Origin of the sequence: Nocardiopsis camelliae, assembly GCF_028993595.1 — a bacterium.
Classification (GTDB): domain Bacteria; phylum Actinomycetota; class Actinomycetes; order Streptosporangiales; family Streptosporangiaceae; genus Nocardiopsis; species Nocardiopsis dassonvillei.
Genome location: NZ_CP118614.1, coordinates 2,898,709 through 2,923,193, shown reverse-complemented (window position 1 = coordinate 2,923,193; position 24,485 = coordinate 2,898,709). Strand labels below are relative to the sequence as shown.

26 protein-coding genes are annotated in these 24,485 nt (G+C 71.8%); 16 read left to right on the top strand and 10 right to left on the bottom strand.

Going from position 1 to position 24,485, the window contains the following annotated elements:
* Window positions 1–28: 28 nt before the first annotated feature.
* Window positions 29–1,336, bottom strand: a complete 1,308-nt coding sequence (locus PV789_RS12735) for a DUF418 domain-containing protein (RefSeq protein ID WP_274977613.1) — start codon at window positions 1,334–1,336, stop codon at window positions 29–31.
* 325 nt (window positions 1,337–1,661) lie between these two features.
* Between PV789_RS12735 and PV789_RS12730 the strand changes: the two genes are divergently transcribed.
* A complete protein-coding gene (locus PV789_RS12730) occupies window positions 1,662–2,801 on the top strand; it encodes a sensor histidine kinase (protein ID WP_274977612.1) in 1,140 nt (379 codons plus the stop codon).
* Between the two features lie 42 nt (window positions 2,802–2,843).
* Here PV789_RS12730 and PV789_RS12725 read toward each other — a convergent pair whose 3' ends face one another.
* Entirely contained in the window at window positions 2,844–3,752 is a 909-nt protein-coding gene (locus PV789_RS12725; protein ID WP_274977611.1) for a LysR family transcriptional regulator, read from the bottom strand.
* A gap of 281 nt (window positions 3,753–4,033) precedes the next feature.
* On the opposite strand from PV789_RS12725, the gene PV789_RS12720 reads away from it, so the two are divergent.
* From PV789_RS12720 to PV789_RS12695, 6 genes are all read left to right on the top strand, one after another.
* Window positions 4,034–5,350 (top strand): MFS transporter, encoded by a 1,317-nt coding sequence (locus tag PV789_RS12720; RefSeq protein ID WP_274977610.1) that lies wholly within the window; start codon window positions 4,034–4,036, stop codon window positions 5,348–5,350.
* Window positions 5,351–5,480: 130 nt separating this feature from the next.
* Entirely contained in the window at window positions 5,481–6,758 is a 1,278-nt protein-coding gene (locus PV789_RS12715) for a flavin-containing monooxygenase (RefSeq protein ID WP_274977609.1), read from the top strand.
* Between the two features lie 7 nt (window positions 6,759–6,765).
* On the top strand, window positions 6,766–7,188 hold the full coding sequence (locus PV789_RS12710; RefSeq protein WP_130397675.1) for a RidA family protein: 423 nt from the start codon (window positions 6,766–6,768) through the stop codon (window positions 7,186–7,188).
* Window positions 7,185–7,853, top strand: coding sequence for a DUF1028 domain-containing protein (locus PV789_RS12705; protein WP_274977608.1), 669 nt, complete (start codon window positions 7,185–7,187; stop codon window positions 7,851–7,853). The genes PV789_RS12710 and PV789_RS12705 overlap by 4 nt, the downstream gene beginning before the upstream one ends.
* Window positions 7,843–9,030 carry a M20 family metallopeptidase gene (locus PV789_RS12700; protein WP_274977607.1) on the top strand — a complete coding sequence of 396 codons (1,188 nt, stop codon included), beginning with the start codon at window positions 7,843–7,845 and terminating at the stop codon, window positions 9,028–9,030. The genes PV789_RS12705 and PV789_RS12700 overlap by 11 nt, the downstream gene beginning before the upstream one ends.
* Window positions 9,031–9,175: 145 nt before the next feature.
* On the top strand, window positions 9,176–9,784 hold the full coding sequence (locus tag PV789_RS12695; RefSeq protein ID WP_274977606.1) for a phosphotransferase: 609 nt from the start codon (window positions 9,176–9,178) through the stop codon (window positions 9,782–9,784).
* Window positions 9,785–9,811: 27 nt separating this feature from the next.
* Here the strand turns inward: PV789_RS12695 and PV789_RS12690 are convergent, their stop codons facing one another.
* The gene (locus tag PV789_RS12690) at window positions 9,812–11,422 is read right to left on the bottom strand and encodes an IS200/IS605 family accessory protein TnpB-related protein (RefSeq protein WP_274977605.1); all 1,611 of its coding nucleotides are present in this window, start codon (window positions 11,420–11,422) and stop codon (window positions 9,812–9,814) included.
* Window positions 11,423–11,756: 334 nt separating this feature from the next.
* Between PV789_RS12690 and PV789_RS12685 the strand changes: the two genes are divergently transcribed.
* Window positions 11,757–11,936, top strand: coding sequence for a hypothetical protein (locus PV789_RS12685; protein ID WP_274977604.1), 180 nt, complete (start codon window positions 11,757–11,759; stop codon window positions 11,934–11,936).
* Between the two features lie 132 nt (window positions 11,937–12,068).
* Here the strand turns inward: PV789_RS12685 and PV789_RS12680 are convergent, their stop codons facing one another.
* Both PV789_RS12680 and PV789_RS12675 read right to left on the bottom strand, forming a co-directional pair.
* Window positions 12,069–12,785: an SDR family NAD(P)-dependent oxidoreductase gene (locus tag PV789_RS12680; RefSeq protein ID WP_274977603.1), complete on the bottom strand. Its 717-nt coding sequence runs from the start codon at window positions 12,783–12,785 to the stop codon at window positions 12,069–12,071.
* Between the two features lie 144 nt (window positions 12,786–12,929).
* Entirely contained in the window at window positions 12,930–13,742 is an 813-nt protein-coding gene (locus tag PV789_RS12675) for a sulfite exporter TauE/SafE family protein (RefSeq protein WP_274978130.1), read from the bottom strand.
* An 82-nt stretch (window positions 13,743–13,824) separates the two neighbouring features.
* On the opposite strand from PV789_RS12675, the gene PV789_RS12670 reads away from it, so the two are divergent.
* Window positions 13,825–14,592 carry an AraC family transcriptional regulator gene (locus PV789_RS12670; RefSeq protein WP_274977602.1) on the top strand — a complete coding sequence of 256 codons (768 nt, stop codon included), beginning with the start codon at window positions 13,825–13,827 and terminating at the stop codon, window positions 14,590–14,592.
* A gap of 46 nt (window positions 14,593–14,638) precedes the next feature.
* Here the strand turns inward: PV789_RS12670 and PV789_RS12665 are convergent, their stop codons facing one another.
* Together PV789_RS12665 and PV789_RS12660 are read right to left on the bottom strand one after the other, a co-directional pair.
* Window positions 14,639–14,818, bottom strand: a complete 180-nt coding sequence (locus PV789_RS12665; protein ID WP_274977601.1) for a DUF397 domain-containing protein — start codon at window positions 14,816–14,818, stop codon at window positions 14,639–14,641.
* A complete protein-coding gene (locus PV789_RS12660; RefSeq protein ID WP_274977600.1) occupies window positions 14,815–15,630 on the bottom strand; it encodes a helix-turn-helix domain-containing protein in 816 nt (271 codons plus the stop codon). The genes PV789_RS12665 and PV789_RS12660 overlap by 4 nt, the downstream gene beginning before the upstream one ends.
* Window positions 15,631–15,871: 241 nt before the next feature.
* Between PV789_RS12660 and PV789_RS12655 the strand changes: the two genes are divergently transcribed.
* Window positions 15,872–16,324: an ATP-binding protein gene (locus PV789_RS12655; RefSeq protein ID WP_274977599.1), complete on the top strand. Its 453-nt coding sequence runs from the start codon at window positions 15,872–15,874 to the stop codon at window positions 16,322–16,324.
* Between the two features lie 165 nt (window positions 16,325–16,489).
* Window positions 16,490–16,705: a helix-turn-helix domain-containing protein gene (locus PV789_RS12650; RefSeq protein ID WP_274977598.1), complete on the top strand. Its 216-nt coding sequence runs from the start codon at window positions 16,490–16,492 to the stop codon at window positions 16,703–16,705.
* Window positions 16,706–16,710: 5 nt separating this feature from the next.
* Here the strand turns inward: PV789_RS12650 and PV789_RS12645 are convergent, their stop codons facing one another.
* The gene (locus PV789_RS12645; protein ID WP_274977597.1) at window positions 16,711–17,247 is read right to left on the bottom strand and encodes a class IV adenylate cyclase; all 537 of its coding nucleotides are present in this window, start codon (window positions 17,245–17,247) and stop codon (window positions 16,711–16,713) included.
* Between the two features lie 543 nt (window positions 17,248–17,790).
* Here PV789_RS12645 and PV789_RS12640 point away from each other — a divergent pair.
* The 3 genes from PV789_RS12640 to PV789_RS12630 are packed head-to-tail and all read left to right on the top strand — an operon-like array spanning window position 17,791 to window position 20,116.
* Entirely contained in the window at window positions 17,791–17,955 is a 165-nt protein-coding gene (locus PV789_RS12640; RefSeq protein WP_274977596.1) for a hypothetical protein, read from the top strand.
* A gap of 43 nt (window positions 17,956–17,998) precedes the next feature.
* Window positions 17,999–19,576 (top strand): asparagine synthase-related protein, encoded by a 1,578-nt coding sequence (locus PV789_RS12635; RefSeq protein ID WP_274977595.1) that lies wholly within the window; start codon window positions 17,999–18,001, stop codon window positions 19,574–19,576.
* Window positions 19,577–19,591: 15 nt separating this feature from the next.
* Window positions 19,592–20,116: a GNAT family N-acetyltransferase gene (locus tag PV789_RS12630; RefSeq protein ID WP_274977594.1), complete on the top strand. Its 525-nt coding sequence runs from the start codon at window positions 19,592–19,594 to the stop codon at window positions 20,114–20,116.
* Window positions 20,117–20,567: 451 nt separating this feature from the next.
* Here PV789_RS12630 and PV789_RS12625 read toward each other — a convergent pair whose 3' ends face one another.
* Complete coding sequence (locus PV789_RS12625) at window positions 20,568–21,674, bottom strand: protein-L-isoaspartate O-methyltransferase family protein (protein WP_274977593.1); 1,107 nt, start codon at window positions 21,672–21,674, stop codon at window positions 20,568–20,570.
* Window positions 21,675–21,943: 269 nt separating this feature from the next.
* Between PV789_RS12625 and PV789_RS12620 the strand changes: the two genes are divergently transcribed.
* Together PV789_RS12620 and PV789_RS12615 are read left to right on the top strand one after the other, a co-directional pair.
* On the top strand, window positions 21,944–22,144 hold the full coding sequence (locus PV789_RS12620; RefSeq protein WP_274977592.1) for a hypothetical protein: 201 nt from the start codon (window positions 21,944–21,946) through the stop codon (window positions 22,142–22,144).
* Window positions 22,145–22,624: 480 nt separating this feature from the next.
* Entirely contained in the window at window positions 22,625–23,551 is a 927-nt protein-coding gene (locus PV789_RS12615; RefSeq protein ID WP_274977591.1) for a universal stress protein, read from the top strand.
* 8 nt (window positions 23,552–23,559) lie between these two features.
* Here the strand turns inward: PV789_RS12615 and PV789_RS12610 are convergent, their stop codons facing one another.
* Window positions 23,560–23,841: a hypothetical protein gene (locus PV789_RS12610; RefSeq protein ID WP_274977590.1), complete on the bottom strand. Its 282-nt coding sequence runs from the start codon at window positions 23,839–23,841 to the stop codon at window positions 23,560–23,562.
* Window positions 23,842–24,485 lie beyond the last annotated feature (644 nt).

Sequence of the window (24,485 nt, the reverse complement as noted above, 5' to 3'; positions counted from 1 at the left end):
CCGTCGCGGGGCGCGCCACGGCCCCGCGTCACGACCTGCGGTAGGTCAGCCTCCGCAGCAGGACCTCCGCCGGTCCGCGCCTGCCCGCGCGGTCGAGCCAGAACGCCGCCGCGACGGTCAGCAGCCAGGTGCCCACGGCCACCAGCACCGCCGACCAGCTGGACAGGTACACGCCCAGGCCCAGTCCCCAGGCGGCCAGGAACGGGGCGAAGGCCACCGACTGGGCGAGGTAGCCGCTCAGGGAGCGCCGCCCCAGGGACACCAGCGCCCGGACCGGCAGGGACCGCTGCGTCCCCCGGGCGGAGAGCCGGTGCGCCAGGAGGCCGAAGAGCGCCGCGTAGCCCACCCCGGTGAGGATTCCGGTGTAGAAGTGCACCGAGGAGACCGCCGAGATGTAGGTGGCGTCCAGGACGCCCACGTGCTGCAGGCCCAGCACCGCTCCGGCGGCCCACCCCGCGGAGATGCCCAGGAACGCGACCCGGCGCAGCAGCCCCAGGTGTCGCGCCGGGTCCTCCAGGAACCGGTGCCGCGCCGCGAGCAGGCCGATCAGGAACACCGTCGGCAGAGCCAGGGTGAACAGGCCGGAGAAGAGCGCGAAGAACCAGGCCGGGAGGCGGAACACGGCGGAGAGCAGGTAGCCCGTCTCGGCGATGCTGGCCCTTTGCATGTCGGTCGCCGCGGCCGTGGACGCCGCGTCCGGCGCCAGCAGGACCGCGGCCGCCGAGACGAGGGTGACCAGGGCGCCCAGGGCCAGCAGGACGGACAGCCAGATCTTGAGGGTGCGGTCGCTGCGGTTGAGGAACAGCGGCACCATGATGAGCCCGATCAGGCCGTAGGTGCCCAGGATGTCGCCCTGCCACAGCAGGGCGGCGTGCACCGCGCCGAAGACGAGCATCCACAGGTGGCGCCTGCGCAGGAGCCTACGGGCCTCCTTCTCACTGGTGCCGCGCGCCCTCTGCCGGCGGTACATCTGCCCGATGCCGTAGGCGAAGAGGAAGCCGAACATGGTGTGCGTGCGGGCGTCCACGACGACGATCGTCATGAACTGCGCGACCTTGTCCGCCAGGTCGCCGTCGACGGGGTGCAGCATGGCCAGGCCGGTGGGCGCCTGGTACAGGAACCACGGCACGTGGGCCAGCGCGATCAGCAGCAGCATCATGCCGCGGGCCAGGTCGGGGGCCAGGGCTCGTTCGGCCACCGGCGTCGAACCCGCCTGGGCCCGGGTGTCGGCGGCGGCGGGCGGGTCTTCGCCTCCGGGGACGGAGGGCGGGCCTTCGGCGCGGTCGGTCGTCATGGTGACGGGCTCCAGAGGGTCTTCGCGGCGATCGGTCTGCATGAGGGGACTCTCTCCATTGCAGCCGTCGCCGCGCTCCGGCGGCAGTGGGACCACGTCATCACCCGGCCGTGACGTTTGTCGGGTCCGGGTCATGACGCGGCGTCACTGGTGCACTCGGCGGAGCCGGGAGAATACTGGGGGCGCAACCGGCGCCCGCCCGCTCGCGCGGAGCGCCCTCACGCGGACGCGGTCCTCGGCCGCCTCCGAGGAGGGCGGCGCACCCGCGCTCCGCCCGGACCCCGCGGCCCTGGCGCCGCCGCTCCGGCGGCGGAGGTGCCGGGGCGAAGGACCGTGCGCGGTGGACACGAACCTGGAAGGGACACGCATGGCGTCCGAGAAGACCGAGGAGACGCAGGGACGGCTGCGCAAGCTCCACGTGGACCTCATCACCGGCGCGGTCTCCGCCGTCGGAGCGCTGCTGGTGGCGGTGAACGCCAGCTCGTGGCAGGACGCGCTCCTCATGGCCCTGAGCCTGGCCGTGACCCTGCTGGTCGTCAGCCGGTGGCACGTTGGCCGCCTCTCCCGGACCACGCTCGCCGGCCTGGTCGCCACCGCGCTCCTGTGGCTGCTCGGCATGCTCCTGGTGGACGTGTCTATGCCCGCCTACGGGTTCGCCATCGTGGCCACCATCATCATCCTCGACCTGCCGCGCCACCAGCGGGCGGCGGCAGCGGGGATCGCCGTCTTCGCCGTCGCCGGGCTCACGGCGAAACTGGTGGTGTCGCGCGGGGGCGTGGTCGACTTCCTGCTCCAGCACGTGGTCGCCTCGGCGGGCGTCGCCCTGGGCGGGGTCGTCCTCACGATCCTCGTCCACGCGATGCACGCCCTCATCGCGGAGTTGGCGGCGGCGCGTGAGCGCGAGGCGGAACTGGCCGTGGCCCAGGAGCGCATGCGCTTCGCCAGCGACCTGCACGACATCCAGGGCCACACCCTGCACGTGGTCAAGCTCAAGACCGCGCTGGCCCGCAGACTGGTGCGCGCCGACCCCGACCGCGCCGAGGAGGAACTGGGCGAGATCCAGTCCCTGGTGGGCGACACCATCACCCAGACCCGGGAGCTGGCCCACGCCCAGCGGCGCCTGAACCTGTCCGCGGAGCTGGAGAACGCCAAGAACCTCTTCGAGGCCGCCGAGATCGACGTGCGCGTGGACCGCGAGGCCGAGGTGGCCCCGGGCGCGGGCGAGCTGCTGGGCCAGGTGCTGCGCGAGACCACCACCAACATCCTGCGCCACGCCCAGGCCGCTCAGGTGCGCATCACCCTGACCGAGACCGGCATCACCATCGTCAACGACGGCGCCGCCGAGGAGCCGCCCGCGCGCCTGCGGGGGCTGGCCACCCTGCGCGAACGGGTGGCCGACAGCGGCGGCGAACTGACGGTCCACCACGATGAGGGCCGGTTCACGACCGCCGCGGAGTTCCCGCACCTGGCCCCCGCGCCGAGCCCGGAGAACACCGCGCGGGGGTGAGCGCTGCGCCCCGGGCCGCCCTGACCCCGGTGCCCGGGCGGGTCAGACCACGACCTCCTTGCAGACCTCGACGAAGGCCTCCATCCGCCGCACCGGCTTGCGCCCGGCGAGCCGCATGACCTCGATCCCGAGCCCCTCGGACCGGATGTCCAGCTCCCTGGTCGCGTAGGGCAGGTCCTCGTAGCTGCGCTCCAGCACGGTGCGCTGGGTGAGCAGGGCGTTGCCCAGGCCGCGGGCCACCAGGGCCCGCACCATCTCGAAGCTCGTGGTGCGAAAGCGCACGTTGGGCGTCAGCCCCGCCCTGGCGAACAGGCCGAGGAAGTAGTCGCCGCCGGGCGGCAGGTCGAAGAGGATCAGCGGCTCGACCGCCAGGTCAGCCAGGGTCAGCTCCCCCTTCGCGCTCAGGGGCCCGTCCACCGGGGTGAGCGCGTAAGGGGGGTCGGACCGCAGCCACTGCGAGGTCACGCCGACCGCCGGGCGCACGCCCGCCAGCTCGTAGTGGTAGGTGATCGCCAGGTCGATGCGGGAGTTGAGCAGGTCGTCCACGAGGGCCCCGTGGGAGGCCTCGACGAACGAGAGCCGCACCTGCGGGTGCCGACGCGAGAACTCCGCGATGACCCTGGGCAGCAGGATCGGCGCGATCGTGGCGTAGCAGCCGATGGTGAGCTCCCCCTCGACCTCCTCCCTCTCCCGGCTGGCGGTCTCCCGGAGCTGTTCGAGGCTGGCCCGCACGTCGTCGGCCACGGCCAGGGCGCGCTGCCCCGACGCGGTGGGGCGCATCCCCTTCGGGGAGCGGACGAAGAGGGTGACCCCCAGCGCCGTCTCCAGGTCGGTCAACGCCGTCGAGACCGTCGACTGCGAGACGAACAGCTCCCGTGCCGCCGCCGTCACCGACCCGAGCCTGGCTATGGCCCTCAGGTACTCCAGCTGCCGCAGGCTCACGTCGCCCATCGGTTGGGCCCTCCTACCCGAGCTATCGCTTTTTCCGAAGGAGATCTTCGGAACTATGTGTTTTACAGATCCTAGGACCCGCCTGGATAGTGGTGACCCATGGCACAGGCAGGTCCGATACCGACGGCGCCGTGGGCCCCACCCCGCTCCCGCCGGGCGTTCGAGACCACACTCCCGCGAACGAGCGGCCTCCTGACCATGCACAGGGACGCCCCGACCGGGGAGGCCGCCTCGGCCTCACCGGCCCCGGTGCGCGCCAGGACGAGACCCCAGGAGAAGAGATGACGAGCGAGGTCGCGGAGCAGGTCGACGAGAAGGACCTGCGGCGGGGTGTGTTCGCCGGGGCGGTGGGCGTGTTCGTCCACTGGTTCGACTGGGCCGTCTACGCCTACCTGGCCACCACCATGGCGCAGGTGTTCTTCCCCGAGCAGGACGGCACTACCGCCCTGCTGTCGGTCTTCGCGGTCTTCGCCGTGGCGTTCTTCGTGCGCCCGCTCGGCTCGGTGCTCTTCGGCCACCTCGGCGACCGCTTCGGGCGCAAGACCACGCTGTCGATCGTCATCATCTCGATGGCGGCGGGCACGCTCATGCTCGGGCTGCTGCCCAGCTACGAGTCCGTCGGCCTCCTCGCGCCGATCCTGCTGGTGGTCGCCCGCATCATCCAGGGCCTGGCCGCGGGCGGTGAGTTCGGCTCGGCCGCGGCCTTCCTCGCGGAGTTCTCGCCGCCCAAGCGCCGCGGGTTCGGCTGCTCCTGGATCGAGTTCGGCTCGGTCGCCGGGTTCCTGTGCGCGTCGTTCGCCGTGTGGGCCCTGCACGCGTCCTTCCCGGCCGAGGTCGTCCTCGACTGGGCGTGGCGCATCCCGTTCCTGCTCACGGTGCCCATGGCCGCGGTGGGCCTCTACATCCGCCTGCGCATCGAGGACACGCCCGAGTACCGCGCGCTGGAGGACATGAACAACGTCCCGAGCCAGCCGGTCGTGGAGGTGTTCCGCTCCAACGGCAGGCAGTTCCTCCAGACGGTCGGCATCGAGACCTTCATGAACTCGACCTTCTACATCGTCCTGGTGTACCTGATCACCTACCAGGAGGAGATCGTGGGAGTGCCCGCCGACCGGGCGGCCCTGCTCTCCGCGGTGGCCTCGGTCGTCGCCATGGGGATCATCCCGCTCTCGGGCAGGATGTCGGACCGCGTGGGCCGCAAGCCGGTGCTCTACACCGCCGCCGCGCTGCTGATCGCGGCCTCCGTGCCGCTGTTCCTGCTGATGCAGGTGCAGACCTCGTGGGCGGCGTTCGCCGCGACCTTCGGCCTGGCCGCGATCCTGGCGGTCATCCTGGGCACCCACGCGTCCGCGGTGGCGGAGCTCTTCCCGACCCGGACCCGGCAGAGCGGGCTGTCGATGGCCTACAGCGTCGCCGGGGCGTTCTTCGCCGGAACCCTGCCGTACCTGATGACCTGGCTGATCTCCCTCACCGGCAGCAGCATGGTCCCCGCCTTCACCATGGTCGTGATCGGCGTCATCGGCGCGGTCACGCTGCGCACCATGCCCGAAACCAGCGGCTCCGACCTGCTGCACGAGAGCGACCGGGCCTCCCGCTGAACCCTCCCCCCACCACCCGTCCGGGTCCGGCCGCGGCCGGGCCCGGGGGACGGCGCCCGCGCGGCCGGGGGAGGCACGCGGGGCGCGCCCGTCCCGAACACACGCGTTGACCAGAGCCTGGAGGCTGTGCATGTCATTGGAAGAGATCGAGGTCGTGGTCGTCGGAGGGGGGCAGGCCGGGATCGCGATGAGCGAACACCTCAGCGACCGCCGGGTGCCGCACGTCGTCCTGGAGAGGAGCCGGGTGGCCGAGCGCTGGCGCTCGGAGCGGTGGGACTCGCTGGTCACGAACGGGCCCGTCTGGCACGACCGGTTCCCCGGCCTGGAGTTCACCGGCCTGGACCCCGAGGACTTCGCCTCCAAGGACGGCGTCGCGGACTACCTGGCGACCTACGCGGAGAAGATCGGCGCGCCGATCCGGTGCGGGGTCGAGGTGACCTCGGTGCGGCGCAACACCGGACGCCGGGGGTTCCGGGTCCGGACCTCGGACGGGGACTTCGACGCCCGCTACGTCGTGGCCGCCACCGGCCCGTTCCAGCGACCGGTCGTCCCCCCGGTCATCCCCGGGGACGCGGACTTGGTCCAGCTCCACTCCAGCGCCTACCGCAACCCCGCGCAGCTGCCCGAGGGCGGCGTGCTCGTGGTCGGGTCGGGCTCCTCTGGGGTCCAGATCGCCGACGAACTGCGCGCCAGCGGCCGCCAAGTGTACCTGTCCGTCGGCCCGCACGACCGCCCGCCGCGCAGGTACCGGGAACACGACTTCGTCTGGTGGCTGGGCGTCCTCGGCAAGTGGGAGGCCTCGGCCCCCGCGCAGGGTGCCGAGCACGTCACGATCGCGGTCAGCGGCGCGCACGGCGGCCACACCGTGGATTTCCGGGACCTGGCCGGGCGCGGCGTCACGCTGGTCGGCCGCACGGAGTCCTTCGACGCCGGAACCGTCCGCTTCGCGCCCGACCTGCGCGACAACATCGCCCGCGGCGACGCCAACTACCTGTCACTGCTGGACGAGGCCGACGCCTACGTCGAGCGCAACGGCCTCGACCTGCCCGAGGAGCCCGGGGCCCGCGCCCTGGGCGCCTACCCGGAGTCGGTGACCGATCCCCTCCGCGAACTCGACCTCGCCGCCGCCGGGGTCCGGACCGTCCTGTGGGCGACCGGCTTCACCGCCGACTACGGCTGGCTGCGAGTGGACGCGTTCGACGAGAACGGCAGGCCCCGGCACCAGCGCGGGGTCTCCTCCGAGCCCGGCGTCTACTTCATGGGGCTGCCGTGGCAGTCCCGCCGCGGTTCGAGCTTCATCTGGGGGGCCTGGCACGACGCCAAGTACGTGGCCGACCAGATCTGCATCCAGCGCGGCTACACGCAGCACCACGACGCGCGCCCGCGCCCGTTCCGCACCCAGGGGTGATCACACCATGACCACGCACACGCGCATCCGCAAGTTCAACACCAGGGACACCTACCCCGAGCAGAACCTCGACAACGACCTGTGCCAGGCGGTGGTGGCCGGAGGGGTCGTCTACCTGCGCGGCCAGATCGGCCAGGACCTGGACACCCGCGAGTCCGTGGGCGTCGGCGACGTCCGCGCCCAGACCGAGAAGGCCATGGCCAACATCGACCTCCTGCTCAGGGAGGCGGGCAGTGGTCTGGAGGACATCGTGAAGGTGACCGTCTACCTCACCGACCCGCGCTACCGCGAGGAGGTCTACCGCGAGATGGGTCGCTGGCTGAAGGGGGTCCACCCGGTCTCCACGGGCATCGTCGTCCAGGCCCTGGCCCGGCCCGAATGGCTCGTGGAGATCGACGCGACGGCCGTGATCTCGGGAGGCGGCAAGTGACCTTCTCCATCGCGGCCCACCAGGACGGCAGGTTCGGCATCGCCGCCTCCTCGTCCTCCCCCGCCGTCGCCGCGCGGGTCGTCCACCTGCGCGACCGCGTCGGCGCGGTCGCCTCGCAGAACATCACCGACCCGCGTCTGGGAACGGCGCTGCTGGACCGGCTCGCCGCGGGCGCGGGCCCCCGGGCCGCGCTCGACGCCGTGATCGCCACCGCACCGGACACCGCCTACCGGCAGCTCACCGTGGTGGACGCCTCGGGCGACGCGGCCACGTTCAGCGGCGGCCTCACCCTCGGCGTCCACGGTGAGGCCACCGGCCCCCACTGCGCCGCCGCCGGGAACATGCTCGCGGACCCCGGCGTCCCCGCGGCCATGTGCGAGGCCTTCGCCTCGGCCCGGGGGGAGCTGGAGGAACGCCTGCTCACCGCCCTGGCTGCGGGCCTGGCCGCCGGAGGCGAGGCCGGACCGGTCTACTCGGCGGGGCTGTCCACCGTGTCCGCGCACGGCTGGCGCGACACGGACCTGCGCGTGGACTGGCGGGAGGATCCGATCGGGGAGCTGGGGGAACTGCTCAAGGTCTGGCTCCCCCAGCGCGACGACTACGTCCGGCGCGGCCTGGAACCGGCCGCCTCACCGGGATACGGGGTGCCGGGCGATGACCGCTGAACCCGGAGCGCTTGGACACGGCGCGATTGGACACGGCGCGCTGCCGAGCGCCGCGGAGCACCTGCCGGACCTGGTCTCCTACTCCGAGACGCTGCACGCCCACCCCGAAACCGCCTGGGAGGAGCACCGCGCGGCGCGGTGGACGGCCGAGCTGCTGGAGCGGTTCGGTTTCGCCGTCGAGACCGCCTACCTGGGCTTTCCCACCGCGCTGCACGCCACCTACGGGTCCGGTCGGCGCAGGGTCGGCTTCGTCGTGGAGTACGACGCGCTGCCCGGCCTGGGCCACGCCTGCGGGCACAACCTGATCGCCGCGATTTCGGTGGGCGCGGCGATCGCGCTGCGCCCCTGGGCGGACCGGCTCGACCTGCGTATCGACGTGATCGCCACTCCGGCCGAGGAGGGCGGCGGCGGCAAGATCGAACTGCTGGACGCGGGGGCCTTCCGGGACCTGGACCTGGCGCTGATGGCCCACCCCGGTCCGGTGGACGCCCCTCGGGCCGAGCCCTACGCCGTCGCCCACGACCACGTCCGCTTCACCGGCCGGTCGGCCCACGCCGCCGCCTACCCGCACGAGGGCCGCAACGCCAACGACGCCTTCGTGGTCGCCCAGGTGGCCCTCGGCCTGCTGCGCCAGCAGCTCCCGCCGGGCACCCGCGTCCACGGCATCCAGACGGTGGGCGGGCAGGCGCCCAACGCCATCCCCGCGGTGACCGAGGGCCGCTGGTACACCCGGGCAGAGAGCCTGGCCCAGTTGGAGCCGTTGCGCCGCCGGGTGGAGCAGTGCTTCCGGTCCGGAGCGCTGGCGACGGACACCGCCCTGGAGTTCACCCCGGAGTCCCAGCCCTACTCGGAGTTCCGCACGGACGAGCGCGCCCTGGAGATCTACACCCGGCACGCCCTGGCGCTCGGGCGGCGCTTCGACGCGCCCCCCGAACACCAGACGATGAACCGCGCCTCGACCGACATGGGCAACGTCTCCCAGCACGTTCCGGCCATCCACCCCTACATCGGCCTGGGCTGCTTCCCGGTCAGCAACCACCAGCCCGAGTTCGCCGCCGTCTGCGTGGGGGAGGCCGCCAACGGGGTCATCTCCGACGGCGCCACGCTGCTCGCCCGCACGGCGCACGAGTACTTCGCCGCCCCGGCGCCGGAGTCCGGCCCTCTCCGGGCCGGTTGACCCGGGTCGGGCTCAGTCGATCGCCGTGATCGCCCCCGGAGCGGGCCGGGGGCGGTCCGAAGCGCGACCGCTCCCGTCCGCGTCCGGCGTCGCCCGCACGACCTGTCGCCTCGCTTTACGCGGACGCGGGTGGGAGCTTGATCCCATGAGCACCATCGATCACACCATCACCCTGGCGGCCGCCCACGGCCTGCACCTGTCCGCGCGGGACGCCACGGTGAACGAGGCGGGCCTGGACTACCGCGTCGTCATGGCCCACGACGAGACCGGCCGCAAGTGGGTGCTGCGCGTCCCGCGCCGCGCCGACGTCGCCGAGGGCATGACCGCCGAGAAGCGCATCCTCGACCTGGTCGCCCCGGTCCTGGCCGAGGACGGCGTCGCGGTCCCCGACTGGCGGGTCCGCTCCCCCGAGCTGATCGCCTACCCGGCCCTGCCCGGCGCCCCGGGCCTGACCCTGACCGACGCCGGAGAACCCGTCTGGCACATGGACCCCGCCAGCCCCGACTACGCCGAGCGCCTGGGGCGCCTGCTGGCCCGTCTGCACTCGATCACCCCGGAACGGGCCGAGGCCGCGGGCGTCGAGATCCGCACCCCGGCCCGGGTACGTCAGGCGTGGCGGGACGACATCGCCCGCGTGAGCGAGGCCTTCACCGTCTCCCCCGCCCTGGCCGGGGCCTGGCGGACCTGGCTCGACGACGACACCTGCTGGCCCGAGCGGACCGTCATGACCCACGGCGAGATCTACCGTTCCTGAACAGTGATCAGAAGTGACCCCAGGGGGTCACGCTGGCACCGCACCCATCCCGAACGGTGCTGAATGGGCTGGGTCACCGCGTTCCTGCCCCGTCCGGCCACGCGCATCGCGTGCACGCGCCGTGACGGGTGGGCGGTTCCCCTCACGCCCACAACTCCCCGATGCGGCCTGGACGGTCCGATGCCCCACACCATCACCCTGGTGGTGTGGGGGCGGTGCCGTCCGACGCCGGACCGGGTGGCCCTGAGCGCGCCGCCCGACCGCGATGCTCGCAGCATCGTGCCGGGAGACCTTCCTACGTTTAGTGGACAGGGGTTGTTGCCAGTGCTGGGCACCCCACCGGGAGGTGTATGCCGGGTCCACGGCGATGACCGCCACCCCCAGGGTGTGGGCCATCGACACCAACCGGGACCGCAACCGAGCGGTGGGAAAACCACTGATCAACTGCCGAAACCTCTTACGGCGTCCGTGCTTCTCCCGGGTCTTCTCGCGAGCGAAGTCCAAGTCCTCGATAGCGATAGCGTGCACGCCGCTTGCCGTGGCCCAGCGCAGCAGCCGGGACAGAGCATGGCGCACCTGCGCGTCCCGGTGGGAGGCGCTACCGGACAACTCGAAGACGAACCGGCGCGGTTCCCCGACCGGGTTGCCGTGGGTGTCCAACTGCCAGGCGGCCAGGTGGTCGGCGTTGGCGTCCACCCCCACCACCCCATGGGCCAGCGCCGCTTGCATAGGCAGGGCAGGCACCGCCTGCGGGGTCCAGGACGCGCTCACATACCACCGGCCCCGGCCCGCGTCCAGGTGGAGGCGGTAGGCCACCGCCCCGTCGGCCTCGACCCGATCAGCCCACTCGGCGCCCCGGTGGGCGAAGGCCACCCGGCCCGAGAGCACATACCGACCACGGGCAGCGTTGGCCAGGTCCGCCAGCGGAGCGGGCAACCTGATCGAGACCTGCCCCTCAGGGGTGATGCGGATGGTCTCGTTGCCGTAGCGTTTGCCGGACTCACCCTCAGCGGACAAGAAGAAGCGCTCGGCCTCCCACCGAGCCCGCCACTCTTCCTCGGTCAGCTGTGCCCGCTCCAGGTGGTGACGGCTGTGCAGCAACCGCTTACCGCCACGCACCACACGGACCCGCCCCGCCTCCCAGTCGGCCACCGCCACCGCATGGCGGTCCTCCAGGGCGGCCAGGCGTCGGGACTTGGCGTGCCACTCCCGCCGACAGGAGTACCCGCCCGGGACGCCCTTGGTGCCCGGGGTTCTGAGGGGTTGGGCCAACCGGTGGCGCAGGGTGTCGATGCCCGCCTGGAGGCGGTGGAGGTGGGCGAGTTGGCTGCGGCGGGCCAGCGCCCACTGCTCGTTCGAGGCCTTGGTCAGGGCTCCGGCCCACCGCGACGACGAGACAGGGGTCAGCTCCCGTTTGCGGGCCGCCCAGGAGTCCTTGCCATGGCTGGTGCCATCCGCACACCGGATGGCCAGGTCCGTGGAGGCGAGCGAGCCCAGATGGGCGCCCACGGCCCGCAGTACCGCCTCGTCCTCAGGGGTCACGCCCTTGAGCCGGTCACGCACGCTCACCCCGGTCGGCGCGGGGACCAGGAACGAGTCAGCGAGGGCCCGCAACCGCCGTATGCCGGTACCTGCCATCTCGTCTCGCCTCCTGCCCCTGCCGGTTCCGTCGCTGTGTTCGATACGACCGTAGCCAGGTTCGGGGGCGCTTGTCCGGAGAATCAGCGAACTTCTCGGATGGGTTTTCTTCGTCGCACCATGCGCAGGGGTGAGGGCGCACAGTCATACACCGCTTTCCGACAGCAGTAGAGGCTCACTCCTGTGCCCTCGTGTGCGTTTGAGTGGCTTCCCGATCCAACAGCTAACAACCCGCGCACGTGCTGCTCGACGAGGAGGGCGCGGTGACCGGGATCCTAGACTGGACGACCCCGCCCGCGACCTGTCCGCCCAGTACGGCGCCGCGGGCGAAGAGATGCTGCGGGCCACCCTGACCGCCTACGAGCGGGCGGGCGGACACGTCCACCCCGGCCTGGCGGCGCAGGCCAGGCACCTGTGGGACGCCTCCCCCGTCGGGTACGCCCTGTACGCGCTGACCACCGGCGCCGACGCCGACCTGGCCGCCGCGGCGGCGATGCTGGACCCCCAGACCTGACGCGCCGCCCCGACCGACGACGGCGGGCCCGCCCGGAGCACGAAGGCGCGCTGTCGCGGTCCCCGAAGAGCAGCGCGCAGAGGCGGGCGCGGCGCACCGCCGCCCGGCCGCCGACGGGCCGGGCACCAGCGGTTACCGGACGTTGAGCTTGCGCTCTCGGGGGTCGAAGGCCACGGACCTGGCGTCGGATCGCAGTGCCCGCACGATCGCGTCCACCACCTCGTCCACGGGGTGGGGCTCGGGCAGGTTCCCGGGCGCGGTCCCGGCCAGGGGTCGGTCGGCGAGGCCGGTGTCCATGTGCGGCGCGCGCACGTCCAGAGCCGCGACGTGCCTGGCGCGGTAGTCCGCGCGGGCGGCGGTCAGCCAGGCCGACAGGGCGGCCTTGCTGGCCGAGTAGGCCGCCATGCCGTGGGTCGGGTACTCGGCGGTCACGGCGGTGACCGCCGCCACCGCCCCGCCGGGCTTGACCGCGTCGATTGCCGCGCGCAGCATCGCCATCGGCGCGAGCGTGTTGACCTGGAACATCTTCTCGACCGCGGCTTCCTCGATGCCGCCCTCGGAGTCGGGGCCGGTGTCGAAGGCCACGACGCCGAAGGCGATGACCAGCCCGTCCAGACCGCCCTGCTCCTCTGCGGTGCGGCGCACGAGCGCCGCGCAGCCTTCGGTGTCGGCCGCCTCGAACGTGGCCGTGGAGGACCCGTCGAGTTCCCGCGAGAGCGCGTCGAGCGCCTCCTCGTCGCGTCCGGCGAGGACGACCCGTGTGCCCTCCCGGTTCAGTGCCCTGCTGATGTGTCCGCCGAGTACGCCCGTGGCCCCGGCCACCAGGACGCGGGCTCCCTCAAGATCCATACGGCCAGTATTTCCGCAGGTGGCGGGAGGACCGGTCACCGACACGCACCCCCGGGCGCCCGTGCGGCCCCTCCACTGAGCGCCCCGGCGGCCAGCGGTACGCGGCGGTAGGGCCAGCGGCGGGACCGCCCCGCGGCCGAACGTTCACACGAACAGGAAGGCCGCCAGGACCACCGCCAGCAGCACGACGTAGGAGACCGCGTGCACCCGGTCGGGCACCCGGCCCACCAGGCGGCGGGTGACGGCGATGGCGGGCAGCGACCCGGCGAGCAGGAGGGCCCCGGCCACGAGGTCCACCGATCCCAGGTGGCCGGGCCCGGCGCCTCCTCCGTCGCCGAACAGCGCGTACACCGCCGTACCCGCCACCGCGACGGGAAGGCTGAGCGGGTTGGCCATCGCGGTCGCCTCCCCCATCGGCAGGCCCCTGCGGCGCAGCAGGGGGACGGTCATGACGCTGCCGCCCACGCCGAGAAAACTGGTCACCGCGCCGATACCGACACCGCCCGCCGTGGTGGTGCGCCGCCCCAGCAGGCGGGGTCCGGCGTCGGGGTCGCGGGTCAGGAAGCCCTTGCGCAGGAGGGTGTCGAGCAGGGTGACGGCGATGTAGGCGATGAACAGCACGCGCTGGGCCCCTCCCCCGACGACCGTGGCTGCCAGAGAGCCCAGCACCGCGCCGACGCCGATGTAGGCGGCCAGCGGCCACACGTAGTCGCGGCGCAGCCGCCCGGCCCGGTGCTGGGAGAGGGTGGCGCTGAGCGCGTTGACGACCATCACGGCGGTGGAGGTGGCCACGGCCACGGCCATCGGGTCCACGCCGGGGTCGGCCTGGGCGCGGGTGACGTAGTAGACGACGGGGACGACCACGAAGCCGCCGCCGAAGCCGAACAGGACGGTGGTGACGCCGGTCAGCAGGCCCAGGGCGAGCAGGGGAAGGACGAAGGTGAGCACCCCGACCACGTTAGGCAGGCGGTGGCTGGCGCGCTTTCGAAAGAAGGCCACCATCCTTCGTGCAGCGGACAACACCGGTAGCGTCCACCCCATGCGCAACATCCCCGTCGCCGAGGTGGACTCCATCGACCGGCCCGTCCTGGCGATCGGCACCGACTACCCGCCCGAGCACGTGCTGCCCGCCCACCGGCACCGGCGGGCGCAGTTCCTCTACGGGGCGACGGGGGTGATGCGGGTCCAGACCGCGGACGGGGAGTGGACCGTGCCGCCGCACCGGGCCGTGCTGATCCCGGCCGGGACCGACCACCGGGTGGTCATGACGGGGGTGAGCACGCGCAGCCTGTACCTGGAACCGAGCGCGGTCGCGTGGTTCCCGGGGCGCTGCCAGGTGGTGGAGGTATCGCCGCTGCTCCGGGAACTGCTGTTGACGGCGGTGGACCTGGAGCCGCGCTACTCCCCGCACGGTCGGGACGCGGCGGTGTTCGCGCTGGTGCTGCACGAACTGCGTCGGCTCGTGCCGCTGCCGCTGGACCTGCCGCTGCCCGGGCACGAGGGGTTGAGGGCGATGTGCGAGGAGTTCCTGGGGGCGCCGGACGTGCACGATCCGCCCGCGCGGTGGGCGGGGCGGTTGCACGTCAGCGAGCGGACTGTGCACCGGCTCTTCCGGGCGGAGACGGGAATGAGCTTCGCGCGGTGGCGGCAGCGGGCATGCGTGCTGCACGCGCTGCCGCTGTTGGCCAGAGGTGAGCCGGTGACCAGGGTGGCGATGGGGTTGGGGTACGAGAGCCCGTCGGCGTTCTCCACGATGTTCCTGCGCGTGCTGGGGTCATCGCCCCGGGACTACGCGGCGGGACAGTGAACGGCCCCGCCCGGTGCGTCTGGGCGGGGCCGGTCGTGTCTGTGGACTACTGGGCGCGAACGGCGCTGACCAGGGCCGTCCACTCGACGGTGGGGGTCGCGAGGTGGCCGAGCGGCCGGTTCTGGGTGTCGCGGACCAGGACGGCGGCCTGGTCACGACGGGCTTCCAGGCAGTTGCCACCGGTGCCGTTGCTGTAGCTGGACTTGCTCCAGTCCTCGGTCATCATGCGATCATGCCTCGAATCTCTTCCATCCTGACGCGGCTCTCAGGGACCGGCAGCGCGGCGCTCCTCAGCTCCGCGAACGTGTGCTCGTAGCCTGCCACAACCTCTGACTGCCTCAGGACGAACCCCGTCTCCTGGCTCTCCACGTAAGCGAACGTCCCCGTGTCGGGGACTTCCATCAGGGTGAAAGCGCCACCCAGACCGGCATGCCCCTCCGTCTTCAACGGCACGATCTGAATCCGCAACCGGGGGCGCCGGGACTGTTCGATGAGGTGCTGGATCTGCGCATCCATGACCCTGGGGTCCTGGAACCGACGTAGGAGCACCGCCTCGTCCAGCAGGACCGTTACCGCAGGCGGGTGCGCACGAGTCAGAAGTTCCTGCCGGTACTGGCGGGCGACCACGATCTTGTCGATGCTCTCAGGGGCAGCTTTCGGTCGGGCGAGACTACTGATCGCCCGAACGTACCCCTCAACCTGGAGCAGGCCGGGTACAAGACCCAAGGCGTACTCCCGAATCTCCTCCGCGGTTTGCTCGGCTTCGGCCACTTCGCGGAAGTAGGCGCTGGTTCCACCATCGGAGAAGGACGCGTCCCACGCGCCCAGTAGAACTCCACGCGCGGTGAGGGCTGAGTCCAAATGGACGACGTAGTCCCTCTGCGTCCGTTTTTTCCCACGCTCAATATCGCTGATGGTGCTCTGGCCAACCATGGACAGGGCACTCAGCTCCTGTTGCGTCAGCCCAGCTCTGGACCGGAGTTTCTTGAGGAGCTTCCCGAAACGTTCCTTCGAAACCTTGAGGTCTTCGTCGGACATGCCGCCGCACTCCGATCTCTCAACGCGGCCTATGGCCGCCTATGCAAAAAATACCGAGGGTGACGATAAGCCTAGACCAGGGGGCGGCGAGGTTGGCAAGGTCTGTAGCGAAGCAAATACAGAAAGCTTCGCAGCCCATATCGGGCGAAATATCCACAAGGGCATGAAAAAGCCCCGGAGACCGAAGGTGAGAGCGATCTCCGAGGCGGAGTGCCCCACCCCGAGACACCCGAGGTGAGACATGAACAAGCCTATCCTCCAGGCCCCGACGCTTCCACGCCGACTGTGCGGAACCGACACCAAATCAGGCATCCTGCTCGGCCCCGAACTCGGCCACGTCAAGATCGCCCGCCGCTGGGCCGCCCAAGCAACCCGATCCCGCCCCAGCCTGGCCGAACCCGTCAGCATCGCCGTGTCCGAGATGACCACCAACGCCCTGCGCCACTCAGCGTCCGGGCTCCCCGGCGGCAGCATCCGCGTGGAGATCGAACGCACCCCGCGCCACCTGGAACTCCGCGTCACCGACAACGGCCCCCGCCCCGGCGAGAAACCCAGCTTCCCGGCCGTGCCTGCGGCCGAACCCCTGCGCCCCAGCGGCAACGGCCTGCGCCTGGTCGAAGCCCTGTGCTCCTACTGGGACTGGAAACAGCACTCCTGCGGCGCGATCACCGTCCGCGCCGTCTTCCCCTGGTAACCCACGCACCCCTGGCCGCCCCTCGGCCTCCGCGCCCTCCCCCGTGACGGCGCGGACCAGGGCCGGTGCCCTGCGCACCAGCCCGAAGCCCCGCCTCCTCCTTCCCCGAGGAGGCGGGGCCACCCGATCCACCACTCACACAACACCGGACACGGAAAGCCCCTCATGCCCGACTACAGCTACCTCCTCGACGGCCGCCCCGACGTCCTCACGCCCAGCGAAGTCGCCGCCCTGTTCAACATCCGCCCCCGCAGCCTCCACCGAGGCCAATGGGACAACGTCCTCAAACCCTTCCGCACCCCCGGCGGAGCACGCCGCTACCCCAAAGAACACATCGCCACCCTCCTCAACCAGCCCGACGAACCCACCCCCACCCCCTGAAGCCCTCAGTCCGTCGCGGCGCGCACGAGGGTGTCGTAGGTGTCGGTGGTGCGTTCCAGGGCCGCGTCGAGCCCTCGCGCCCACGCGTCGAGTTCGGCCTGGGCGGTCAGGCCGTCGCGGTCGTCATCGACCACCAGTTCCAGTTCGATGAAAGCGCCCAGGCCCTCGACCAGGTCCACGCACACCCCGATGGGCCCTGTGGTGCCGGTGCGACGGTGCTTGACGATGCGCACCGTGGGTTCGTAGCCCAGCGCCAGCAGGGCGCCGTGCATCTGCTCGCGGTCGGCGACGATGGTCTCGTACTCCACGCACTCCATGGCGTTGGCCAGCGGGGTCTTCGTGGTGAGCAGGTGCACGCTGTCCTGGGTGCGCAGACGGGCGAAGGTGTGGCCGACCTGGCCCAGCTCCGGCTGCCAGCCAGCAGGGGCGTAGGCCTGGTCGTCCTGGTAGGCGGGGTCGCTCACGCGCACCCCGGCTTCCTTGAGCGCGGCCAGCAGCGCTTCGAGGTCGGCCACCCGGTACTTCGTCTCGATCTCCCGCACCACAGGCCCCCTCGCGTCTCGGCACCGCCGTCCCTGCGAGCGTACCGAGACCCGGCCGCGCCAGGCGGGAGTTTCCCAAGACGGGCCCATCCCCGCGTGCGCGGAGCTCACCGGGAGGGTCCGGTGTGGAACCCCCTCGTGCGCGGGGCTCACCGGTACGAGCCGGACCAGGCGGGTGATGTGCGCGGTCCATCCGACCGCGCGGGCTCCAAACCATCCCCCGTGACCCGGCCTCTGGGCGCCAGGGCCCACACAAAACCACCCCCACAGGGTGGCCACGGGGCCGCTACGCAGCTGGAGTGGGCGGCCCCTCTGAGCACCGCACGGCCGAGCGCACATGCTGCCCGGCCGTGCAGGCCACCTCTCCGACCAAGAAAGGAGGTACTCCCGATGGCGGTATGCAGCGGATGCGGCGGACCCGGCAACGGAAAGCAGTGCGAAAAGTGCGAATAGCGCACCACGCACAGCCCCTGTCCTTCGGGCAATAACAAGTGGTGGCCCCCGCACGGGGATCACCACTCCCCACGCACCACAAGGAGAAGCGTGAACGACTTCACTCCCCCACCCCCGAGCAAGAGTGAGCAGGCGGACGGCCTGTTCCTCGCGTCCCCGCGCGCCGTCGTGCAGACCCCCGCGCAGAGCCACGAGTACAAGAAGTGCTCGGGCAGCAGCGACGCCGCGCACACCTACGACACCAACCGCCGGTAGCAACCTTCACCTGTTCCGCTGAACGCACGCCCTGGAGCACCCCATGTTGCGATTGCAGTTGACCCCCTACACGGAGAATCCGACCTGGGCCTGGTCCGGGGCGTGCTACAGCACCCTCGACCAGCGCAGCACGGTCACCCCCTTCGACCACCCGATGGTCGAGCACCTGGCCGCGACTGACGGCCGCCGGACCCTGCTCGTGGTCCGCGAGCGCGTCGCCGACCGCCCGGCCTGCGACCCCGGTGTCCGGACCCTTACGCCCGCCGAGTACGACCAGGCGCGCGACGCCGTCGCGGGCTGGCCGACCGACGTCGTCCTCATCGAGACCGAGCCCGGCCTGCCGGTGCGCGTCACCGCAGGGGCGGCCCGGACCACGCCCCTGTACCTGGCCTCCACCGACACGACCCTGGTCGGGTCCTGGGCCATGGCCGACCTTCGCGGCCACGCCACCGGCATCAACCCCAAGGAAGCCGCCCGGCTGCTGATCTACCGGCCCCGGTACTCCGCCGAGACCCTGTACCGGGGCGTGCACCGGCTCACCGAACGCGCGACCGCGCACTTCGGCGGGTCCCTGTGGATCACCTACCCCGAGCCCGCCCTGCACCGGGCCCCCCGTGAGCTGGCCCCGGACGCCGATGTCCTGGGCGCGTTCGTCGCGACTATGGACACTGCGATGGACCGCCGCCCCTGGGCGCATGACACCACCCTGTTCCACCTGACCGGCGGGTTCGACTCGGGTACCGTGGCCACCCGCGCGGCCGAGCGCCACCCCGACCGGTTCCCCACCGCCACCCTGCTGATCGGCGGCCCGGGGCGCGCACAGCAGATCCGGCGCCGCGCCGAGATGCGCTCCCGCGTGCACTTCGCCAACCCCGACATCACCCTCGACGCCATGGAGCACCCACCGCTGGCGCCCGGCTGCCGGTGGGTGAGCGGCGACGTGGTCAACCCTTACGAGGACCCGCTACACCACCCGTTCACCCTGATGGCGCACGCCATCGCCCAGACCTGCGCCCGCACCGTGGTGACCGGCCTGGGCGGGGATGAGATGGTCGCCCTCACCCAGGAGGAAGAGCCCCACCAAGGGCTCGGCGAGATCACCGACGCCCTGGTCCTGCCCTGGGTCGGGCCGCGCGCCCGCGCCGTGTTGGAGTTCGCCGACGACGGCATCGCGCCCCCGGCGCGGGTCAACTCCATGACGCTGCTGTCGCTGGAGAGCGCCGCGCCCGCCCTGCTGCGAGAAGGGCTGTGGCCGGTGCACCCGTTCGCCGACCCCGACATGGTCGAACTCGGCGAGCAGCTTCCCTTCGCCTGGCGAGAGCTGAAGCAGCTTCAACGGCGCCGCCTGCAGGCGCTCGGGATGAGCGACGACGTCGTGCACCAGGTGGAGCGGGAGTCCTTCGCGGAGGTCATCCAGCACGCCCTGATCTCCCATGCGCCGCCCCTGTTCGCCCGTATGCTGGCCGACGGGTCACCCCTGTTCGATGACGGGCTGGTCGACCCCGATGGGCTGCGGGCCGCGGCCGAACGGCTGACCGCCGAGCACTACCAGGAGGAGCGGGAGTCGAAGCTCCTGGAAGTCCTGAGCCTGCACCTGTCCGCGACCGCGTTCCTGCGCTGAGAGAGGACCCCGACCATGTTCACCATGCGTCCCGCCACCGAGGCCGACACCCCCGCAGTCGCATCGGTCATCACCGCGCGCTGCGACTGGATGGAGGAGCGCGGACTGGAGTCGTGGCGCGAGGCCGTCGCCGATCTTGCCGGGCAGGCCGCGGCCGGGTTCATGTGGGTGCTCGAAGGCGAAGGTCGCATCATCGGGTGCACGACGGTGACCGAGCACGCGCCGCCGAAGGACTGGACCCCCGACGAGGCCGACGAGCCGAGCCTTTACCTGTTCTCCACCTGCACCCACCCCGACTACCGGGAGCACAAGCCGGGCACCCTGATCGACCTGTGGGCGGTGGACCGGGCAGCGAGAGAGGAACGCCAGTGGGTACGGCAAGGATGCTTCTTCCCCGAACTGGCGAAGTACTACCAGGGGCAGGGGTTCACGCTCATCCGCGAGATGGATCGGACATCGGGGCACCTGTACCTGCTCGCGCGCCGCGCCGAGCGCCTCGACCTCAGGCAGCTCGGCATGACGGAGAACCCAGCCGCCTGACCTCGGGCACAGCGAAAAACCCCACCTCTTTCTCGGGAGGTGGGGCTCTCTGCGTCCGCCGCCCCGATGGCACCGCGCTTTGCCACGAACGCACAGTGGCCACTCACGGTCACCGGCCCATCCCCGCGTGCGCGGGGCTCACCCCGGGAGCGCATCTACCAGGCGATAGACACCCGGCCCATCCCCGCGTGCGCGGGGCTCACGCTTAACGACCTGCGAAAACGCGGGCCGTTATCTCGCCGCAACCTTGGCCTGGGACATGCTGGGCGCTCTCAGCATCGACGTACATCCTCACACAGCGCACGGCTGCACTCATCTTCACTGCCTCCCGTGGCCCTTCCGGCGTCCTCGAACTACTGCGCCGGGCACACAGGCGTTCCAAACCTGACCTTCACAGGCTCACCGAGCCGGAGAAACAGCCCTGAAGAGCAGGACGAGCACGGCGAGAAGCTCAGGACGACACGGGGTGATCCCAGTGCTGCCCCAGGGCCGCACACACCACCCGGTAGGAGTCCTGACCGGTAACGGCTTCCAGGTCAAAGCTCTCCAGCCCTGGGGACCCGGCACCCCGCAGCAGCCGGTACGCGTGCCCCGATTCCTCACCCAAGGCACGGTCACCGCCGCCGGTGACGGTGCCGTCCGGCCACACGTACGCCCACGCCTGCCCGACGCCCATCCACACGATCCGGCCGGGCTCGCCCCGGAAGGGCCGCAGCCCTGTTCCCAGACGGACCCCGGGCATCATCAACATCAGCTGGGTCATCATCCCCGAGCCGATGAGTTCCACCGATCCGACGGGAAAGTCGGCGACCGGAGTCGGTTTCCGCCCGAGACCGGGGAAGGGAAGGTCACCCGCGCGCTGTGTGCGGTCGCGCATGAACGCGGCCTCGCGCACGAACGGCCCCGACCCGCGCCCCTCGCGCACGGCAAGGGCGACGATCGGCGTACTGTGGGCCGCCGGGTGCGGACTCCAGGGAAGCACGAGCACCGCGCCCTCAGCAGCGGCGAGCCACGCGCCCGGTATCCGGGTCGCCGCGCAGGTGGCGATGACCGCGTCGTACACCTCCCCGGGAGGCGGCTCGGCGGCGGTGCGAACGGTGACCCCGGTTCCGGTCAGCCGTTCCCGCGCCAGGGCGGCCACACCGGGGTCGATCTCGATGCTGGTGACAGACCCCTTCTCCCCCACGAGGGAGGCCAGGATCGCGGCGTTCCACCCGGTGCCGGTGCCGACCTCCAGCACCCGCATGCCCTCGCTGATTCCGGCCGCGGCGATCATGTCCGCCATCACCTGGGGCGCTGACGACGAGGAACTGGGTTCGTTGCGCGGCCCCGGACCGCCGTCGTTGGCCTGGGTGGTGACCGCGTCGGAGCCGTACACCAGACGCGTCCACCGGTCAGGCGCAGATGTCCGGTGCAGGGGCAGGCCGGTCGCGTCGGGCCAGACCAGGTCGGGGATGAACAGGTGCCGGGGGTGGGCCGCGAACGCGTCGCGGATCGTGGCGGTGGTGTCCAGGCGCTCCACCAGGGCGGCGTGAAGCCCGTCGAGGTCATCCGTCACGTCTCCCCCGTTCCCTTGCAACCGCTGCACGTGACCACCTGGCGGTGTGTCCAACCGCCGCCGCTGCCGTCTCCGTCGGACTCGATTACTACGGTGCCTTCACCTTTACACATGGAGCACTGGGCCACGGGTGGCTCCTGTCAGTGTCGGGGGATACTGCTGAGGCTCTGGTCCATCTCCGCGTGCGCGGAGCCTGAGTGAGGGGGCGAGAGGGGGTTGTGGCCGATTGGCCTTCCCCGCCTGTCTCGTCACGGCTACGGTGAGCATCCATGGAGACCTCCACAGACCGCACCCGTATCCAACCGTCCGGGATCTGCCGCCGGGGCCACCACCAGTGGCGGCACGACCCGCCGGGCGGGAAGCGGTTGCTGTGCACACGGTGCAAGTCGATGTCGATGACGAACTACGGCGAGTGCCGGGAGGACTGTGTGGACTGCCACCCCCCGGCCTGCGAGGTCGGGAGTCAGTAGTTCTTCGAGCTGATCGCTCCGCATCTGCTGCACTTGGCCGTGCCGTTGGGGCCGGATTGCCAGTCGTGCTGGCCCGCTGGGCAGTTGCCTGACATGACCACCTCCACACGGGGATGTACCCGGCAGTGGCGCGGGGGCCGTGGCCGAATGCGGACATGGGCGCCCGCGAGGGTCGGGCGCCCCTGTCACGCTCCCCCAGAAGACCAGTCCACCTCCGCGTGCGCGGAACTGCGGAACTGGGGAAAACGCCCTTGGCCTCGGCGTACATCCTCACGCAGCACACGGCAGCGCTCATCCCCCACCGCTCACACCGGTGCGTCCGGGCGGGCGGCCCGGGTAGGGGAACCACGTGGGAAGGCGGACGTTTTTCGCGCCACACCGCCGCCGCGGCGGGTGCGGACCCCCGCCGTAGGGCACGCTCTGCGGTGGGAGGAGTCCACCTCCCGCAGAACACGTCCCGCGACGAGAAGGCAGGAAACCATGCCCGATGACCCGATCCCCTCTCCCAAGGTCGCGGTGGGCGTCGACGGATCGGCGTCGGCGCGCGGAGCCCTGGAGTGGGCCGCGGCGGAGGCCGAGCTCAGGCAGCTCCCCCTGTACGTCGTGCACGCCCTGTCCATGCCGCTGGTGATGTCGGTCTACGCCGGTCCCACCCGCTTCCCTCCCACCGAGGAGATGACCGCCCAGGGCCGCCGCCTCCTGGAGGAGGCCGTCGAGCACGTGCGCTCGCTGCGGCCGGGGCTGCGGGTGGAGACCGCGCTGGGGCTGGAGGAACCGCCGCTGGCGCTGCTGCACCGCACCGGCCACGGGGACCTGGTGGTCGTGGGCTCGCGTGGTATGGGTCCGGTGCGCTCGGTGCTCGCGGGTGCGGCCGGAATGCGGCTGGCCGCCAAGGCGCTCTGCCCGGTGGTCGTCGTCCCCGACACCGAGGGACGCGCGCCGCGACCGCCGAAACCGCTGCGGATCGCGGTCGGCGTGGACGGCTCGGTGGACTCCCGGCGCGCGCTGGACTTCGCCCTGCACCGGGCCGCGCTCCAGGAGGGCTCCTCGGTCGTGGTGGTGCACAGCTGGGAGGTCCCGCTGCCCTTCGCCACCGCCTCCCTCACCGAGTCGGGGTGGACCCCGCCCGACGACCTGCTGGAACGCCAGTCCGAGGAACTCGTCTCGGGTGTGCTGGCCGAGGTGATGGACGACTCCACCGCCGACGTGGACATCTCCGCCGTGCGCACCCAGCGCAACCCGGTGGACGCACTGGTGGAGGCGGCCGCCGAGGCCGACCTGGTGGTCGTGGGCTCGCGCGGCCGGGGCGGTGTGCGCGGCGTGCTGCTGGGGTCGGTCAGCCAGGGCGTGATGCACAGTTCGCCGGTGCCCGTGGTCGTGGTGCCCCGGCACGCGGAGGAGGACTGAGCCCGCGATCAGCCCCAGCCGGTGCCGGGCATGCTGTACATGTCGGGCACGCTGGGCAGCAGGCCGCCCGGGCCGAGGCTCTGGAGCTCCTGATCGACCGTGCTCACCACCGAGCAGCTGCTGCCCTCGACCTGCGCACCGGGCGAGAGCAGTACCAGGGGGCTGCCGCAGGAGGGCTCCGTGGTGGGCTCGGCGGCGGCCTCGTCGGCCAGGGCGGGGGCACCGGCCAGTCCGGCCAGGGTCAGGGCGGCGGTCGCGGCGAGGGCGGCACGCGTCAGGTTCACGGGCACGGGGAGGGTTCTTCCTTCTCGGACGGAGGCGCGCGGGCGGGCCGCGGCGGCGGAACACATCCAGTGTTCACCAAGAGTAGTTATACAGCAACTCTCAGTAAATACACGTGGTGGCCAAGCCGCCTTCCGGAAAGGGAAAAGCCCCCACGCGACCGGATCGCGCGGGGGCTCCCGCGTCTCGCCGGACCCTCTCGAATCCCCCGATAGCGGAGGTCCGGCGCGGGCCGCGCGCTCACCCCCGTGGGCACCCGACCCCGCACCCGCGCCGTGCCCCCGGGACCTCACGGCCGCGAAGGCCGCCCCCGTGGTCCGCGGGGTGCGCAGGTGCACAACCCCCTGTCTACCCGACCTGCTCCGGGTAAACACGGACCCGCCCGGCCGCCCGCCGCGGACACCGGGCACCACAAGCCCCCGACACCCGCCCACCAGGAACGACGCCGCCCGGCGGATTCCGCACATCCGGCACGGATTCCGCGCGAATTCCGCGCGAATCCCCTCCGCGAGCCGGTACGCGTCACCGGTTCCGGGACGACACACACCGCGTCCCGGACCGGCGCGCGTCCGTGCGCTTCGTCACGGTCTCCTCACCCCCGCCGAACTTTGTCCTACACTGAGCCCCGTGTCCGATAAAGCCCGCTTCCTGC

Bases quoted from the DNA above. Each gene is read 5' to 3' on its own strand.
- PV789_RS12735 (WP_274977613.1), bottom strand. From the start codon at position 1,336: ATGCAGACCGATCGCCGCGAAGACCCTCTGGAGCCCGTCACCATGACG.
- PV789_RS12730 (WP_274977612.1), top strand. From the start codon at position 1,662: ATGGCGTCCGAGAAGACCGAGGAGACGCAGGGACGGCTGCGCAAGCTC.
- PV789_RS12725 (WP_274977611.1), bottom strand. From the start codon at position 3,752: ATGGGCGACGTGAGCCTGCGGCAGCTGGAGTACCTGAGGGCCATAGCC.
- PV789_RS12720 (WP_274977610.1), top strand. From the start codon at position 4,034: ATGACGAGCGAGGTCGCGGAGCAGGTCGACGAGAAGGACCTGCGGCGG.
- PV789_RS12715 (WP_274977609.1), top strand. From the start codon at position 5,481: ATGTCATTGGAAGAGATCGAGGTCGTGGTCGTCGGAGGGGGGCAGGCC.
- PV789_RS12710 (WP_130397675.1), top strand. From the start codon at position 6,766: ATGACCACGCACACGCGCATCCGCAAGTTCAACACCAGGGACACCTAC.
- PV789_RS12700 (WP_274977607.1), top strand. From the start codon at position 7,843: ATGACCGCTGAACCCGGAGCGCTTGGACACGGCGCGATTGGACACGGC.
- PV789_RS12695 (WP_274977606.1), top strand. From the start codon at position 9,176: ATGAGCACCATCGATCACACCATCACCCTGGCGGCCGCCCACGGCCTG.
- PV789_RS12690 (WP_274977605.1), bottom strand. From the start codon at position 11,422: ATGGCAGGTACCGGCATACGGCGGTTGCGGGCCCTCGCTGACTCGTTC.
- PV789_RS12685 (WP_274977604.1), top strand. From the start codon at position 11,757: ATGCTGCGGGCCACCCTGACCGCCTACGAGCGGGCGGGCGGACACGTC.
- PV789_RS12680 (WP_274977603.1), bottom strand. From the start codon at position 12,785: ATGGATCTTGAGGGAGCCCGCGTCCTGGTGGCCGGGGCCACGGGCGTA.
- PV789_RS12670 (WP_274977602.1), top strand. From the start codon at position 13,825: ATGCGCAACATCCCCGTCGCCGAGGTGGACTCCATCGACCGGCCCGTC.
- PV789_RS12665 (WP_274977601.1), bottom strand. From the start codon at position 14,818: ATGATGACCGAGGACTGGAGCAAGTCCAGCTACAGCAACGGCACCGGT.
- PV789_RS12660 (WP_274977600.1), bottom strand. From the start codon at position 15,630: ATGTCCGACGAAGACCTCAAGGTTTCGAAGGAACGTTTCGGGAAGCTC.
- PV789_RS12655 (WP_274977599.1), top strand. From the start codon at position 15,872: ATGAACAAGCCTATCCTCCAGGCCCCGACGCTTCCACGCCGACTGTGC.
- PV789_RS12650 (WP_274977598.1), top strand. From the start codon at position 16,490: ATGCCCGACTACAGCTACCTCCTCGACGGCCGCCCCGACGTCCTCACG.
- PV789_RS12635 (WP_274977595.1), top strand. From the start codon at position 17,999: ATGTTGCGATTGCAGTTGACCCCCTACACGGAGAATCCGACCTGGGCC.
- PV789_RS12630 (WP_274977594.1), top strand. From the start codon at position 19,592: ATGTTCACCATGCGTCCCGCCACCGAGGCCGACACCCCCGCAGTCGCA.
- PV789_RS12620 (WP_274977592.1), top strand. From the start codon at position 21,944: ATGGAGACCTCCACAGACCGCACCCGTATCCAACCGTCCGGGATCTGC.
- PV789_RS12615 (WP_274977591.1), top strand. From the start codon at position 22,625: ATGCCCGATGACCCGATCCCCTCTCCCAAGGTCGCGGTGGGCGTCGAC.